This is a genomic window from Magnetospirillum sp. 15-1 (genome assembly GCF_900184795.1).
Lineage (GTDB): Bacteria > Pseudomonadota > Alphaproteobacteria > Rhodospirillales > Magnetospirillaceae > Phaeospirillum.
On the sequence record NZ_FXXN01000026.1, the window covers coordinates 228549 to 242413 of the forward strand.

19 protein-coding genes are annotated in these 13865 nt (G+C 66.4%); 15 read left to right on the forward strand and 4 right to left on the reverse strand.

Annotation, left to right across the window (positions count from 1 at the left end):
- Positions 1–12 precede the first annotated feature (12 nt).
- From CP958_RS16645 to CP958_RS16655, 3 genes are read left to right on the forward strand one after another with little or no spacing between them, the layout of a single operon-like run.
- Positions 13–1035 carry a major capsid protein gene (locus tag CP958_RS16645; RefSeq protein ID WP_096703341.1) on the forward strand — a complete coding sequence of 341 codons (1023 nt, stop codon included), beginning with the start codon at positions 13–15 and terminating at the stop codon, positions 1033–1035.
- A 2-nt stretch (positions 1036–1037) separates the two neighbouring features.
- A complete protein-coding gene (locus CP958_RS16650; RefSeq protein ID WP_096703342.1) occupies positions 1038–1334 on the forward strand; it encodes a hypothetical protein in 297 nt (98 codons plus the stop codon).
- Positions 1331–1969 carry a DUF6441 family protein gene (locus CP958_RS16655; RefSeq protein ID WP_096703343.1) on the forward strand — a complete coding sequence of 213 codons (639 nt, stop codon included), beginning with the start codon at positions 1331–1333 and terminating at the stop codon, positions 1967–1969. Before CP958_RS16650 ends, CP958_RS16655 begins: the two co-directional genes overlap by 4 nt.
- A gap of 6 nt (positions 1970–1975) precedes the next feature.
- On the opposite strand, the gene CP958_RS16660 is transcribed toward CP958_RS16655, so the two are convergent.
- Together CP958_RS16660 and CP958_RS16665 are read right to left on the reverse strand one after the other, a co-directional pair.
- On the reverse strand, positions 1976–2248 hold the full coding sequence (locus tag CP958_RS16660) for a type II toxin-antitoxin system YafQ family toxin (RefSeq protein WP_096703344.1): 273 nt from the start codon (positions 2246–2248) through the stop codon (positions 1976–1978).
- A complete protein-coding gene (locus tag CP958_RS16665) occupies positions 2245–2502 on the reverse strand; it encodes a type II toxin-antitoxin system RelB/DinJ family antitoxin (protein ID WP_096703345.1) in 258 nt (85 codons plus the stop codon). The genes CP958_RS16660 and CP958_RS16665 overlap by 4 nt, the downstream gene beginning before the upstream one ends.
- A gap of 50 nt (positions 2503–2552) precedes the next feature.
- On the opposite strand from CP958_RS16665, the gene CP958_RS16670 reads away from it, so the two are divergent.
- From CP958_RS16670 to CP958_RS16725, 12 genes are read left to right on the forward strand one after another with little or no spacing between them, the layout of a single operon-like run.
- Positions 2553–2981: an acyl-CoA transferase gene (locus CP958_RS16670; protein WP_096703346.1), complete on the forward strand. Its 429-nt coding sequence runs from the start codon at positions 2553–2555 to the stop codon at positions 2979–2981.
- Between the two features lie 27 nt (positions 2982–3008).
- Positions 3009–3974, forward strand: coding sequence for a phage tail tube protein (locus CP958_RS16675; RefSeq protein ID WP_096703347.1), 966 nt, complete (start codon positions 3009–3011; stop codon positions 3972–3974).
- Complete coding sequence (locus tag CP958_RS16680; protein WP_096703348.1) at positions 3971–4486, forward strand: hypothetical protein; 516 nt, start codon at positions 3971–3973, stop codon at positions 4484–4486. The genes CP958_RS16675 and CP958_RS16680 overlap by 4 nt, the downstream gene beginning before the upstream one ends.
- 26 nt (positions 4487–4512) lie before the next feature.
- On the forward strand, positions 4513–4698 hold the full coding sequence (locus CP958_RS16685) for a hypothetical protein (protein WP_096703349.1): 186 nt from the start codon (positions 4513–4515) through the stop codon (positions 4696–4698).
- 15 nt (positions 4699–4713) lie between these two features.
- Positions 4714–5688, forward strand: coding sequence for a radical SAM protein (locus CP958_RS16690; protein ID WP_096703350.1), 975 nt, complete (start codon positions 4714–4716; stop codon positions 5686–5688).
- Positions 5689–5698: 10 nt separating this feature from the next.
- Positions 5699–8689, forward strand: a complete 2991-nt coding sequence (locus CP958_RS16695; protein WP_096703351.1) for a tape measure protein — start codon at positions 5699–5701, stop codon at positions 8687–8689.
- A complete protein-coding gene (locus tag CP958_RS16700) occupies positions 8686–9183 on the forward strand; it encodes a hypothetical protein (RefSeq protein WP_096703352.1) in 498 nt (165 codons plus the stop codon). Before CP958_RS16695 ends, CP958_RS16700 begins: the two co-directional genes overlap by 4 nt.
- A gap of 6 nt (positions 9184–9189) precedes the next feature.
- Positions 9190–9834, forward strand: a complete 645-nt coding sequence (locus tag CP958_RS16705) for a hypothetical protein (RefSeq protein ID WP_096703353.1) — start codon at positions 9190–9192, stop codon at positions 9832–9834.
- A 17-nt stretch (positions 9835–9851) separates the two neighbouring features.
- Complete coding sequence (locus CP958_RS16710) at positions 9852–12059, forward strand: RCC1 domain-containing protein (protein WP_096703354.1); 2208 nt, start codon at positions 9852–9854, stop codon at positions 12057–12059.
- 15 nt (positions 12060–12074) lie between these two features.
- Entirely contained in the window at positions 12075–12344 is a 270-nt protein-coding gene (locus tag CP958_RS16715; RefSeq protein WP_096703355.1) for a hypothetical protein, read from the forward strand.
- A gap of 6 nt (positions 12345–12350) precedes the next feature.
- Positions 12351–12683: a hypothetical protein gene (locus CP958_RS16720; protein WP_096703356.1), complete on the forward strand. Its 333-nt coding sequence runs from the start codon at positions 12351–12353 to the stop codon at positions 12681–12683.
- Positions 12676–13200, forward strand: coding sequence for a DUF1833 family protein (locus CP958_RS16725; RefSeq protein WP_096703617.1), 525 nt, complete (start codon positions 12676–12678; stop codon positions 13198–13200). The genes CP958_RS16720 and CP958_RS16725 overlap by 8 nt, the downstream gene beginning before the upstream one ends.
- Positions 13201–13206: 6 nt before the next feature.
- On the opposite strand, the gene CP958_RS16730 is transcribed toward CP958_RS16725, so the two are convergent.
- Both CP958_RS16730 and CP958_RS16735 read right to left on the reverse strand, forming a co-directional pair.
- On the reverse strand, positions 13207–13620 hold the full coding sequence (locus tag CP958_RS16730) for a type II toxin-antitoxin system VapC family toxin (RefSeq protein WP_096703357.1): 414 nt from the start codon (positions 13618–13620) through the stop codon (positions 13207–13209).
- Positions 13617–13865 carry a type II toxin-antitoxin system Phd/YefM family antitoxin gene (locus tag CP958_RS16735; RefSeq protein ID WP_068490561.1) on the reverse strand — a complete coding sequence of 83 codons (249 nt, stop codon included), beginning with the start codon at positions 13863–13865 and terminating at the stop codon, positions 13617–13619. The genes CP958_RS16730 and CP958_RS16735 overlap by 4 nt, the downstream gene beginning before the upstream one ends.

The window sequence follows — 13865 nt, forward strand, 5'->3', positions numbered from 1 at the left end:
GGAGCCTTTTTCATGAACGCCATCATCAATCCCTTCGACGCGGGCGGCTATTCGCTCGCCGAAATGACCCAGGCCATCAACCTGCTGCCCAACCTCTACACCCGGCTGGGCCAGATGGGGCTGTTCCGCTTCGAGGGTGTGACCCAGCGCAGCGTCATCATCGAGCAGGCCGAGGGCGTCCTCAACCTACTGCCCACCGTGCCGCTGGGCGGCCCGGCTACCGTCGCCAACCGCGATGCCCGGAGCATGCGGTCCTTCACGGTGCCGTGGATTCCCCACGACGATTCCATCACCCCCCAGGACGTCCAGGGCGTGCGTGGTTTCGGAGTCGCCGACGCAGCCGATCCCCTGGCCACCGTCATGGAGCGCAAGCTGACCCGCATGCGGAGCAAGCACGCCCAGACGCGGGAATTCATGGAGGTCAACGCGCTCAAGGGCATCGTCCGCGATGGTGCCGGCAGCACGCTGTACGACTATTTCGCCGAATTCGACCTGTCCCGCCAGCAGGTGGATTTCGCCCTGGGCACCGCCGCGACCAATGTCCAGGCCAAGATCCGCGACGTGTTGCGCAAGGTGGAGACCGAACTCAAGGGCGAGACCATGACCAGCGTGCTGGCCCTGGTCAGCCCGGAATTCTTCGACAAACTGATCGGCCATGCAAAGGTCGAGCAGGCCTACCAGTACTTCTCCTCGACCGGTGCCCAGCCGCTGCGGGAAGACGTGCGGCGCCGCTTCCCCTTCGCCGGCATGGTGTTCGAGGAATACAGCGCCACCGTCACCCTCTCGACCGGTGCGACGGAAACCCTGATCCCGGCGGGCGAGGGCATCGCCTTCCCGCTGGGCACCATGGACACCTTCGTCACCTATGGCGCTCCGGCCAATCTGATCGAGACGGTCAACACCCTGGGCGTGCCCATGTACGCCCGCCAGCTTGCTCGCCAGGACGGCAGCGCCATCGACGTCAAGACCGAGGCCTCCATCCTCCCCGTGAACAAGCGGCCCCGCCTGGCGGTGCGCCTGTTCTCGGGCAACTGAGCATGACCGCCTTTGCCGACGCCCTCGACGACCTGTTCGCCGATCCGAACATGGCGGTCACGGTGACGTATCAGGGCCGCCCCGTGCGTGCCCTGGTACGGCGGCCCGACCGCGATATCGAGTTCTCCGACATCACCGTCCACACGGGGACGGCGGTGTTCGATATCCGACGGCGGGAGATTCCGGCTCCCCAGGCGGGGGACATCATCCACCATGACGGCGACAACTTCGTCGTCCAGGGCGAACCCCGCCTGGATGCCGAGCGGCTGACCTGGACCTTGGACACGAGACCGGCATGAAACTGGCGGCGGCTATTTCGGGCGATCTGCGCAAGATCATGGCCGAGGAGGTCAAGGACGCCGAAGACGCCGTCACCGCCGCCATGCGCCAAGCCGCCGACGGGCTGAAGGCGGATCTCCGCCGTCAGGTCACCGAAGCGGGCATGGGCCAGCGCCTCGCCAATACCTGGCGAGCCGAGTTGTATCCCAAGGGCCAAAAGAGCATCAAGGCGGCGGGCTTCGTCTTCACCAGGGCCCCCACCATCATCCGCGCCTTCGACCAGGGGGCGGTGATCAAATCCAAGCATGGCTTCTGGTTGGCGATCCCCACACCCGCCGCCGGCACCGGCGCCCGAGGCAAGCGCATGACGCCGGGTCTGTGGGAGCAGATGCATGGTGCCCGGCTGCGCTTCATCTACCGCCGGGGCGCGCCCTCGCTGCTGGTGGCAGAAAACATGCGGGCACGGGCGGGGAAAAGGGGCGGCTTCGCCAAGGGCAGCGCCTCGGCGCTCCGCTCCGGGCGCGGGATGACCACGGTGGTGATGTTCATCCTGGTGCCGCAGGTGAGTTTGAAGAAGCGCCTCGATGTGGACGCCGCCGCCGAGCGGTGGGCTTCGGCGCTGCCGGAGCTGATCGTCAGGAACTGGCGGGAATAGACCCAATCAGCCGAACAGGTCGGAATGGGTGCCGGAAGCCGCCAGCACCAGTTCCTCTTCGGTTTCGTACCAGATCAACAGCCAATCCGGTTCGATATGGCATTCCCAGCAGGGACTCCAATTACCGGACAGACGGTGGGGACGGTGCCGGATGGCCAGCGGCTCGCTGTTCACTAGGCACTCCACCACCTGCCAGAGCTTGTCGAGACTCTTGCCTCGTTTGGTCGCCGTCTTGAGATCGCGCTCAAACTGCTTCGTGGTGCGAAGGCGCAAACTCAACGGTGGGCTGCCTTCAGCGCATCAAGGCTCGACCACTCGGTCAGGTTCTCGCCGTCCATGGCATCCCGGAGAGCCGCCTGCGTGGCCTCGTTGGGAATGCGGACGGGGAACGGCAGTCCGTGGTGCAGGGTCACCTGACGATAGAACAGGGTGATCGCTTCGGTCGGCGTCAGACCGAGGGCGCCGAAAACGGCCTCGGCCTGAGCCTTGAGGTCGGGTTCGACGCGGGCGCGGATCGATTCTGTCTTGGACATAGGGCCTCCTTGGTTGTCCCCATTATGTGCCTCATTCGGGGAACATTTCAATGTCCTCCATTCGTGAACAGATCCTCGCCGCCCTGCTGGCGCGGCTGCAAACCATCCCCGGCGCTACGATCAAACGGGAAGCGCCGCTGCCGGAAGCGGTGCCTGCCGGTGGTCTGATCATCCTGCGCGACGGCGATCCCGGCGACCCGGAGGTGCTGCTGTCACCGCTCTCCTATCTCTGGGAACACCAGACCGAGATCGAGGTCATCCTTCAACGCGGCCAGGACGACGACAGCGCCGCATTGGATGCACTGCTGATGGCGGTGGGCACCGCCCTGGCCGCCGACCGCTCCCTCGGTGGTCTGGCCGAATGGCTGGACTGGGGCGCTCCCAAGACCTCCGGCCTCGCCATTGACGGTGCCGCCGCCCTGCGCGGCGCCATGGTGCCGATCACCATCCATTACGGCTCCAGCGACCCGCTGGGCTGACCAACACTTTATATATGGGAGTTTCCCATGGCAAAAACGCGGGCCTATGGTGCCGATTGCATCCTGCTGGCCGCCTTCGAGACCGTTTACGGCACCCTGCCGGCCGACGGTTATACCCGGCTATCGTTCAAGGAATCCAGCCTGGGGGCCGAGCGCCCCCTGGGTTACGACCCGCTGCTGGGCCAGGGCCGCGACGCCCAGGACCCGTTCTATGAGGCGATCAAGGACGAGGGCGATATCGGCGTGCCGCTGGATGTGCGGGCGCTGGGGTTCTGGCTGAAGGGCCTGTTCGGCGCACCCGCCACCGCCGACAACGGTGATGGTACCTTCGACCATGTCTTCACCTCGGGCGGCACACTGCCCAGCCTCGCCATCGAGATCGGCCATGCCCAGCTGGCGGTGCCGAAGTTCTTCCGTCATGGCGGCGCCAAGCTGGACAAGCTGTCCTTCGACATGGCCCGCTCCGGCACCGCCAACGCCAGCATCGGGGTGATTGCCCAGGGCGAGACCGAAACCGCCGCTACCATCGATGCCAGCCCGGCGACCTTCGCCCTGAAGCGGTTCAGCCAGGGCAGCGGCGCCATCCGGGTCGGCGGTGGCCAACTGGCCAACGTGGTGGGCGGCAAGCTGTCGTTTTCCAACAACCTGGAGCGGGTCGAGACCATCCGGGCCGACGGGTTGATCGACGGCGTGGACGAGACCGAAGCCACCGCCGAGGGTTCGGTGGATATCCGCTTCGGCACCGACACCACGCTCACTGCCGCCATCGCCGACGAGAGCCCGGTGGCGATGGAATACGGCTTCACCATTCCCGGCTCGGCCTTTGCCCTGACCTTCCATCTGCCCCGTGTCTTTTGTCCCAAGAAGAAGCAGGAGATCAAAGGCCCCGGCGGCATCCAGGCCAGCTACGACTGGCGGGCGGCCCGCGATCCGGTGGCGGGGTATCTGCTCCGCGTCACCCTGGTCAACGACGTGGCGGGGTACGGATCATGATTCGCCTCTCCCTGCCGAAGGAGCCGTATTGGCTCGATCTGCCCCATGGGGTGCGGGTGTTCGTGCGCCCCCTGACCACGGCGGTCTACGAGGCCGCCCGGTCGCGTGGCTGGCGCATGGCGCGTGCCATCGCCGCCGAGCATGCCGATCTCAAAGCCGCCGGGGCCGACATCACCGGCCTGCCGGATCTGTCCGACGAGGACGCCCTGGCCGGACTGTCACAGATGCTGTTCGCCCAAGGTCTGGCCCGTTCCGCCATCACCAAGTGGGAGGGCGTTCTGGGGGAAACCAACGAGCCTGCTGAGGTCTCCGACACAAGCATCGCCGAGCTGATGCAGCTTCCCCGCATGGCCGAGTCCTTCGTCGTCCAATACACCGAAACCCACGAAGCGGTCATCGCCGAGGGAAACGTCTCCAGGCCCGCGCCGAATGGCACTTCGGCGGCGGGCCTGACTACTGCCGAGGCTGCGGCGGAAACTGCGACTGCCCCTATGACCGCAACGCCCCCCTGACCGAATCCGGCTGGCAAGCCTGGGAATTGCTGACCGGTTCCATTGGAACCATCCGTCTTGGTCCCCGTGGCGGCATCACCGGTCTCGACCTTCCTGCCCTGCTGATCCAGGCCGAGGCGCTGGGTTACGACCAGCCTTTGCTGGCGCGGCTGCTGCCCTTCGCCGAGCGCGGCATGGTGGCGGGGGCGGCCAAGCTGCAATCCGATTCCTGACAGTGATGGATCACCATGCGCGTCCGCCTGACCCAGCTCGACGGCAAGCTGCCCAATCTTGCCTTGATGCGGCTGGCGGCATGGCATCGGGGCCGGGGCCACGAGGTGGTGTTCACTCGTCAGGTCGAGCGAGAGATGTTCGAGGGCGAGTACGATGCCGTCTATGGTTCGGCCATCTTCACCGCCAGCCAGCCGCTGATCGAGCGGTTCCGTCAATGCTGGCCCTCGGCCATCGTCGGGGGGACCGGCAGCACTTCCGCCATCACCGTGGAACAGGTGGTGGGCGGAAGGTGGGAACGCTGCGATTACCGGGATCATCCCGGCTTCCTGCCCTCGCTCGGCTTCACCGCCCGAGGCTGCCGGATGAAATGCCGGTTCTGCATGGTGCCGGGATCGGAAGGCCGCCCCAGATCGGTCAACGCCATCGCCGATCTGTGGCGCGGGCCGGGGCACGCCAGGAAGCTGCTGCTGCTCGACAACGATTTCTTCGGCCAGCCGGAGGAGCAATGGCAGGCCCGCGTCGCCGAGATCCGGGGTGGCGATTTCCGGGTCTGTTTCAGCCAGGGCATCAATATCCGGCTGGTGGATGACCGGGTGGCCGAGGCCCTGGCCTCGGTCCAATACCGCGACGACCAGTTCCGCCAGCGCCGCCTCTACACCGCCTGGGACAATCTCGGCGATGAACGGGTGTTCTTTCGCGGTGTCGAACGGCTGGACAAGGCCGGGGTGCCGCCTCGGCATCTGATGGCCTACATGCTGGTGGGGTTCGATCCGGCGGAGACCTGGGACCGCATCCATTACCGCTTCGGCCGCATGGTCGCCGCTGGTATCCGCCCCTATCCCATGGTGTTCGATCCCGCCCGCCGCGACCTGAAGCAATTCCAACGCTGGGCGGTGACCGGGCTTTATCGGGCCGTCCCCTGGGCCGATTACGATCCATCCATCCGAAAGCGGAATGCCGGGAGCCAATTGGCCCTGGCCGTCGCCTGAGACCTGATCCATGGCCACCAAATCCGTCTCCATCCGCCTGTCCTTGCAGGACGGCGAAACCGTGCGCCGCGCCCTGCTGCAACTGGGCGAGGACGGACAGAAGGCCCTGCTGCGCATCGAGACGGCGGCGCAACCGGCGTCGAAGTCGCTGCTGGCCATGAATGCCGCCAGTCAGGATATCCAGGGCGGCATGGCGGGGTTTGCCTCGCGGCTTGGCCCCATCGGCTCGGTGATGATGGCGCTGGGACCGGCGGGGTTGGCGGCCGGGGCGGCTATCGGCTTCTTCGGCAAGGCCATGGTCGAGTCCACCATCAAGGTGGAAAGCCTGGAGGCCCGCCTCAAGGGTCTGGTCGGCGCCGCCGCCCTGAGCGAAACCACCAGCTATCTCTACACCCAGGCGCAGAAGACCGGCACCGCCCTGGAGACGGTGGTCGGGGCCTATTCCCGACTGGCGGCGTTGCAGAAGGCCGGGATCATCACCACCGGCGAGTCCCGCGCCCTGCTGGAGGGCTTCCAGTCCACTGCCATCGCGCTGGGGGCCTCGTCCGAACAGTTGGAGCAATCCCTGTTCGGTCTGGCCCAGGGGCTGTCGTCGGGCACGCTCCGCGCCGAGGAACTCAACCAGATCGTCGAGCCCATGCCGGGGCTGCTGCAGGCTCTCGACCGGGCCGCCGCGCTGCCCTCGGGCGGCTTCCGCCAGATGGTCACCCAGGGCAAGGTCACGGCGGATTTCTTCCGCGACACCTTGATCAAGGCGCTGCGGGGCTTCGACGAAGCCGCCAAGGAAAGCGCCGACACCGCCGAGCGGTCCTTCACCCGCATGGCCAATGCCTGGCAGGGCTTCACCAACGCCTCCTGGCTGCGCAAGGTTCTGTCGGGCGGCGCCAATGCCGGGGCGGCGACGCTGGAATCGCTGACGCCGGGGGAATCCACCGTCAAGTCGCGGCTGGCCGATCTGGATCGCCGCATTGCCGCCCTGGGGGGCGAGCAGGCGCTCGACAAGCCGCTGCCGACGGGCACCCATTCGGTGGTGGTGCAGGCGGTCAGGGAGGAAAACGAGGAACTGCGCCGCCTGCTGGCCGAGCGCCAGGACGTCGCCGCCGATCTCGACGAGATCACCCGCAAGCGCGCGGGCATGGAAGCCCAGGCCAAGATGGAGCGCGACCGGGTCCGGGCCGAGCAGCGCGAGCCGACCTATATCGAGAAGCTGACCGACCTCAAATTCGAGGTGGAATGGCAGGAGAAGCTCAATACGGCCCGCGCCGCCGGCAACGCGGAATTCTCCCGCACCAAGGCCCAATACGAGGCCGCCAAGGGCTTTCGCCAGATTGAGAAGGAGCTGTTCCAGCAAGGTGGCGTCTATCGCACCAAACCCAAGGAACAGGAGATCAAGGATCTGCTGGCCCGCGAGGCCGAAGCCAAGGGCAATGGCGAGATGTCGGCCCAGGCTCAGGCCGAGGTGCTGGGGCTGAACCTCCAGGCCCGTGGCCAGGAGCGTCTGGCCGAAGCCGCCCGCACCGGCGGACAGGCCCAGATCGATGCGGCGCGAGCCGCCAAGGTGCTGGAATTCGCCTTCAAGAACAATGGTGCGGCGGTGGCCGAGTATGACCGGGCGTTGCGCCGCATCGACGACGCCAAGCTGCTGGAGCAGAAGAACGGCCTGATCCGCACCCTGGGGCAGGAAGCCGCCGCCAATGACCGTCTCGCCGATTCCGCCAAGGGATCGGTGGCTGACACCATCCTGGCGGAGCGCACCAACTGGCTGGCTGAACAGGCATCCAAGGGGCTGATTGATGCCAATGGCGAACTGGCGGCCTCCTACGCCCAGGTGCAGAAATCGCGCGCCAACAGCGAGGCCGCTCGCGCCGTTGCCGATCTGGAACGCGAGATCGACGCCCAGGTTCGGTTGGCCGAGGCGGTGCGGAGCAGTGATCGCACCAAAGTCCGTGACGTCACCATCGACAATGATGTTGTCAAATTCGCCCGCAGCCACAAGTTGGCAGAGGACGATCCCAAACTCGATGAGTACCGGGCGGCCCGCTCGCGGCAATATGCCGAGTCGGTCAAGGACGAGGCCCGCCAGACCACGCTGGCCTATGACGCTACTCTGCGGTTTGCCGAGGAACTGGCCAAGCTCAACGAGCAGCGGGCCAGCGGCACCTTGTCGGAAGAGGCTTACACCCGCCGTTATCGGGAGCTGGAGCAGGATAAGCTGGCCGCCAGCCGCGATTGGCAGGACGGGGCCATCCGGGCGGTGCGGGCCTATGCCGACGAAGCCAGCAACGCGGCGGTTTCCGCCGAACGCGCCATGTCGGGAGCCTTGCGGGCTAGCGAGGATTCCTTCGTCAAATGGGCCATGACCGGCAAGCTGGCCGGACAGGATCTGTTCAACAGCCTGGCCGAGGAGGCCCTGCGCGCCGCCTGGCGCATGTCGGTGGTGGCGCCCCTGTTCGGTGGGGCTGGCGGCGGCATCTTCGGCGGCATGATCGCCGGCATCGGCAGTTTCTTTTCCGGGACCGCTTCTGGTGGCGCCAGTTCCGGCGGCGCAACGCCGGTGCCCGATACCGGTAATTTCGCCATCGCCCATACCGGCGGCCTGATCGGTCTCGACCGGCTGGACGCTCGTTCATACAGCGCGTCGGTGTTTTCTAATGCGCCGAAATTCCACGGCGGCGGTCTGGTGGCTGGCGAACGCCCTATCGTCGCTCGCGTCGGCGAGGGGGTCTTCACGCCCCGGCAGATGGACAATGCCGACCGCATCCTGAACGCCGCCTTATCGCAGCCGACGGCGGTGGGCGTGGTGGTCACGGTCAACAATCATGCGTCGGGCACCCAGGCCCGCGCAGAGCAATCCCAGGGGGCCGATGGCCGCATCCATCTCGACATCATCGTCGAGGAGATCGAAGGCCGCATGAGCCGCCGCATTGGTCAGGGCGAGGGCATGGCCCCGATGCTGGAGCATCGCTATGGACTGAACCCGGCGGCAGGGACCTATCGATGACCACGCTCGTCTCCTGGCCCGCTCGGCTGCCGCTGCCGACCTATGACGGCTATGCCCTGGAACCGGAATCCGCCGTCACCCGCACCGACATGGAATCCGGCCCCGCCCGGCAGCGGCGGCGGTTCACGCAAACGCCCACCCGCATCCCGGTGCGCTGGCGCTTTCGGGACGTGGACTTCGCCACCTTCGAGGCATGGTTTCGCCTGAAGCTGGACGATGGCGCCGACTGGTTCGCCATCTCCCTGCTGGGCGGCATCGGCATCGCCGCCCACGAGGCCCGCTTCGTCGGCCAGGGCAACGCTCCCTATAAGGCGGTCCCCAGTCGGGGCGGCACCTGGATCGTTACCGCCATTCTGGAGGCCCGGGACAAGCCGATGCTCGACGAAGGGGCGCTGGATATCGTGCTCGACAGCGATCCCTCCGCTCTGTTCGGAACCATCGATGGCTTCCATCTCCTGATCCATTCCAGCCTTCCCGGCCCCCTGTCCTGGTAAATCCCCATGAGCCTGCAAACCGATCTTCAGACCGCCATCGCCAAGGTGACGGCGGATGGGGCGTTGCTGCACCGGATCGTCCATGGCCCCGCCGATGGCGCCGTCGTCACCGAGGGCGGGATGGTCAAGACCGTGGCCGCCGTGCTGGCCGATATCGCCGGTGCCCTCGCCGAGGAAAAGAGCAAGGCGTCCACCGCCGCCGATATCATCGACCGCATGGCCAACGGCCCGGCCACCGGTGCCGACAGCCTGGTCGAGACCGCCTCCGGGCCGGTGAAGACGCTGCAACGCGCCATCGCCGACCTGGAAGCTCTTTATGCCGCCGCCCCCATCGGCGAGAGCCTGAGCCAAATCCAGGCAGCCCTGACCGAGGCCCGCATCGTGCTGGATCAGGTGCTGGCCGAGGCTGCCCAGGCCGCTGAAGCGGCAGACCAGACCACTCAAGCCGCAGGTACGGCCATGGCTGCGCGGATCGCCTGCGAACAGGCCGCCGCCTCTGCCGAAGCCGCCGCTCAGGTGGCTGGCGATCAGGCGGAGCAGGCCCGGTCGATCATGACCTCGCTGTCCGACCTCGGCCTGGATGGAGGCGACGTCGCCGAAATCCGCGCCCTTTGGGAAGAGGCCACCCTTCTCGGCCTCGATCTGCTGTAGGAGACATCCCCTTGTCCATGTCGTCCCTCCACTCCCTCCTTGAGGCTATCAAGGGGCGGGGTCAGTCCCTGGCGTCCGTCGAGGGCGTTGGCGCCGCCACCGCCCGCGATCTCGTCTATCTCGCCAAGGCGGTGGAAGCCATGGTTGGCGCCGACGCCCTGCTGGACCTGCTCGATACCGCCGGCCGTCCCGCCGAGATCGTCATTGTTCCGGCTCCCGGCACGGCCACCGTCACCCTGACCTCCGATCAGGTCAGCCGCGACGTGGTCGTGGTGCGTCCCGATCAGGGGGCCTACACGGCGAATGCTTCGCTGATCGTGGCGCCGTCACGGGGCTGGGCCGCCGTTTTCGACAACGAGCTGGCCATCCCGCTGCGGGTCAGGACCGCCACCCAGGCCACCCCGGTGGACATCGCGCCGGGCCGCAAGGGATGGCTGTTCTGCGACGGGGCGGTGGTCGACCATGTGTTCGACGTTGCCGCCGCCGTAGCGGCCGCCGCCTCCCCGCTGGCGATGCGCGGAGACCTCTATGTGCGCGACGGCTCCGGCAATGCCCGTCTGGCTGTGGGGGCCGCCGCCAAGTTCCTCGGCTCGGACGGCACCGATCCCAAATGGCTGCTGCCGCCGGGACGCCCCAATGCGCGGGTTCGGTATCTCGCCAATGATTTCATCGCCCGCGATGCCGACGACAATCCGATCCCCGGCGGCACAGCCGTTTCGCTGACGGCGACGTCCAGGCTGGGCAACCTGATCACCAATGCCGTCACCTTCCCCGATCACGCCAATCTCGGCATCTGGGACGCCGACAGCCAGTCCGGCATGACCTCCATCTATCGCGGCTTCGCGGCGGTGTTCCAGGACGGCGGCCTTTCCGTGTGGGGCAATTCCAATTCGGGGCGCAACGGCGATCCCAACGGTTCGCACTGGCCGCATTTCCAGCCGGCGCTGTACCGCACCACCAACGAGGGACATCTGCTCGGCGAGACGCTCACCGATTCCGCCATCAAGCAGATCTACGGCAATTACGGCACCACCATGATCCTGCTGGAGAATGGCGAGCTCTACGCTACCGGCTATGGGGGCCACGGCCAGCAAGGCGACGGTACCACGTCGAGCAAGTCGTTTTTCCAGCGCATCGTCTTTCCCGGCGACGCCGGGCCCGTCCGCTATGTCGTCTCCACCTGCATGACCGGGCCGGACAGCAGCGCCGCCTTCTACGCCTTGATGGAAGACGGCGACGTCTATTCCTGGGGCTATAACGGCTATGGTCAGCTCGGTCTGGGCGACGGCAGCAACCGGACCATGCCCACCAAGCTCGCCGCCTTCGACCGCAACGTCCAATGCATTGTGGCAGCGGGCGGCTCCTACGGCTTCGCCCATTTCGTCACCACCGACAACCGGCTATTCGGCTGCGGCTATAACGGCTACGGCAATCTGGGCGACGGCACCACCGCCAACAAGGCCGCGCCGGTGCTGATCGATGCCGGGCCGGTGGTGAAATGCGCCAACACCGGCTACGGCTCGTTCAACTTCGCCTTCTACATCAAGGCGGACGGCAAGCTCTATGCCATGGGCTTCAACGAAAGCGGCCAACTCGGCGATAACTCGACCACCCAGCGCAACTCTCCGGTCCTGGTCAGCACTCTCGGCCTGACCGATCTCACCAAGGTAATCGACATCTGGGCCTACGGCGCCCGCTATGGCGCCGGGGCCTTCGCGCTGACCAAGAACGGGCAGTTCTGGGCCTGGGGCAGCAACGTCAACGGCCAGTTGGGCCTGGGCGACACCACCAGCCGCCAAGCCCCCGCCCTGGTGCCGGGTGTCGAGCATGTCTCGCAGGTCGCCTCGCCCACCACCGGGGTCAACCAATCCACCCAGTACCACTACAACAACGTCATGGTTCTGCGGCACGCCAATGCGGCCGACCGCATCGCGCGGCGCAACGGCTACCCCATGACGGCGGGATATGGCGGGGCGTTCATGGGCACCCCCAACGCCTCCAACCCGACCACGGCATTCAAGTATGTGGGTTTCCCGCCCAAATACCACGGACGCATCCGCCGCATCGGCTGCTCGGGCTATCACGACGGCACCAATACCTCCGAGCAGGACGCCTACGCCCTGGCCATGGACGGCACCGTCTTCGCCTGGGGGCCGTCCAGCACCTATTCCCTCGGCGACTGGATGAACACCGGCAGCATCTGCCCGCAGCCGCTCAAATTCTGATCGGAGAATACGATTATGAAGGTCTACGCCTATACCCCGGCGGACGGTGTGCATTGGCTGCCTGCCGCCCAGTACGAATCCCTGGGCCAGTGCGGCGGGAAGCATTACTTCGCCATTCCCGACGATACCGATATTCCCGAGCAGCCCGAGGAGATCGGTTTCTCCCAAATCACCGACGCCGATGAATTCCGTCAGGTGGTCGAGACCGCCCCCTATTTCTTCCGCTGGCGCGGCACCCCTGACCTGACCGCCGAGGCGGCCAAGGTCGGTATCGTTCTGGAGTGACCGGCCATGGCCGCGGAAAACTCCCCCGACATCTGGGCCGGTGTCGCCACCCAGTATGTGGGCGCCTGGGGTCAGGCCGCTCCCATGGTCCAGATCGCCGCCATCATCGCCGTGGTGATCGTGGTGGCGATCCTGGCCTGGGCATGGTCGCGTAAGAAGGCCGAGTCCGAACCCACGGGTATTCCCGTCGAAGCCTTTGCCCATGTGGTCGAGGAACAGGCCCGCCAGACCGAGGCTCTGCGCTCGGCGGTCGAAGGCCTGTCCGAGATTGTCCACGAGATGCGCAAGCTGCTGGAAGCCCGCACCCTATGCCCCTATGGAGACCGGCGCCATGCCTGATCCGGCATTGTCGCAGGCGCTGAAGGAGGCGTTTGCATCAGCCCCGGCCGGAACGGTGATCCTGGATACATTGGAAATCTGGCATCCAACCTTCACCGAACCGATTCGGGTGGTGCGCGATCATGCCGACCTCACCGCCCGGCTGGAGGCCGGTGCCCCCCGCGATGGCGGCAAACGGGTGACCTTCGCCGCGCTGGCCTTCGAGTTCTCGCCGCCGCCGGTGGATACCGCCCCGGTACCGGAAATCACCGTCACCCTCGACAATGTCGGCAGCGACATCACCGATGCCCTTGAGGGCGCCGCCATCAGCCAGCAGGTGATCGAGATCACCTGGCGGCCCTATCTCTCCACCGATCTCAACGGCCCCCATATGGACCCGCCCATCACCATGACCCTGACCGATGTCGAGGCCGACACCATGAGAGTCACCGGGCGTGCCCGCATGCTGGATGCGGGGAACAAGTCCTTCCCGTCCATCACCTATACCGCCCGGCGCTTTCCCGGCTTGGCGCGGTAATGAGGGTCAGGTTTCCCAGGGATTGAGGATATCGACGCCGGCCGCGGCGAAATCGGCGACGTTGCGGGTTACCACGGTGAGCCGGTGCTTCAGGGCGGTGGCGGCGATCAGGCTGTCGATGGCCGGCAGCGGTTGTTTGATCCGTGCGGTCAGGCGGCCCCATTCGTCAGCGACGGCGGCATCGACCGGCAGCACGCGGCTCTCGAACCAGTCGGGTAGCTCGATTTCCAGCCAGGCGATGATCCGGCCGCGCCGCCGCCCATCCGCCAGCTTCTCGGCACCCCGGCGGATTTCGCCCAGGGTCAGGGCGCTGATGAACAGCGCCTCCTGCGGCACCGTTTCGAACCACTCCACCACCTGCGGCGCCGGGACGGGTCGGATCAACTCCGACAAGGCGCAGGTATCGACCAGATAGCTCACAACTCGATGTCCCGCGATGGCGAGCGATCGCGTTCGATGTCGAGGTCCACGCCGGACAGCGGCGAAGCCCGCAGGAATTCCACCAGCGACGGCTTGCGCCCCTTCAGCCGTTCGTACTCGTCCTGGGACATCACCACCGCCGTGGTACGGCCCCGAACGGTGATCGCCTGCGGACCTTCGGCTGCGGCGCTGCGCAGCAGTTCGCTGAACCGGGCCTTGGCGTCCTGAACCTGCCACGCGTGCAT

Bases quoted from the DNA above. Each gene is read 5' to 3' on its own strand.
- CP958_RS16695 (WP_096703351.1), top strand. From the start codon at position 5,699: ATGGCCACCAAATCCGTCTCCATCCGCCTGTCCTTGCAGGACGGCGAA.
- CP958_RS16720 (WP_096703356.1), top strand. From the start codon at position 12,351: ATGGCCGCGGAAAACTCCCCCGACATCTGGGCCGGTGTCGCCACCCAG.
- CP958_RS16675 (WP_096703347.1), top strand. From the start codon at position 3,009: ATGGCAAAAACGCGGGCCTATGGTGCCGATTGCATCCTGCTGGCCGCC.
- CP958_RS16655 (WP_096703343.1), top strand. From the start codon at position 1,331: ATGAAACTGGCGGCGGCTATTTCGGGCGATCTGCGCAAGATCATGGCC.
- CP958_RS16725 (WP_096703617.1), top strand. From the start codon at position 12,676: ATGCCTGATCCGGCATTGTCGCAGGCGCTGAAGGAGGCGTTTGCATCA.
- CP958_RS16680 (WP_096703348.1), top strand. From the start codon at position 3,971: ATGATTCGCCTCTCCCTGCCGAAGGAGCCGTATTGGCTCGATCTGCCC.
- CP958_RS16705 (WP_096703353.1), top strand. From the start codon at position 9,190: ATGAGCCTGCAAACCGATCTTCAGACCGCCATCGCCAAGGTGACGGCG.
- CP958_RS16735 (WP_068490561.1), bottom strand. From the start codon at position 13,865: ATGCACGCGTGGCAGGTTCAGGACGCCAAGGCCCGGTTCAGCGAACTG.
- CP958_RS16670 (WP_096703346.1), top strand. From the start codon at position 2,553: ATGTCCTCCATTCGTGAACAGATCCTCGCCGCCCTGCTGGCGCGGCTG.
- CP958_RS16690 (WP_096703350.1), top strand. From the start codon at position 4,714: ATGCGCGTCCGCCTGACCCAGCTCGACGGCAAGCTGCCCAATCTTGCC.
- CP958_RS16700 (WP_096703352.1), top strand. From the start codon at position 8,686: ATGACCACGCTCGTCTCCTGGCCCGCTCGGCTGCCGCTGCCGACCTAT.
- CP958_RS16650 (WP_096703342.1), top strand. From the start codon at position 1,038: ATGACCGCCTTTGCCGACGCCCTCGACGACCTGTTCGCCGATCCGAAC.
- CP958_RS16715 (WP_096703355.1), top strand. From the start codon at position 12,075: ATGAAGGTCTACGCCTATACCCCGGCGGACGGTGTGCATTGGCTGCCT.
- CP958_RS16645 (WP_096703341.1), top strand. From the start codon at position 13: ATGAACGCCATCATCAATCCCTTCGACGCGGGCGGCTATTCGCTCGCC.
- CP958_RS16665 (WP_096703345.1), bottom strand. From the start codon at position 2,502: ATGTCCAAGACAGAATCGATCCGCGCCCGCGTCGAACCCGACCTCAAG.
- CP958_RS16710 (WP_096703354.1), top strand. From the start codon at position 9,852: ATGTCGTCCCTCCACTCCCTCCTTGAGGCTATCAAGGGGCGGGGTCAG.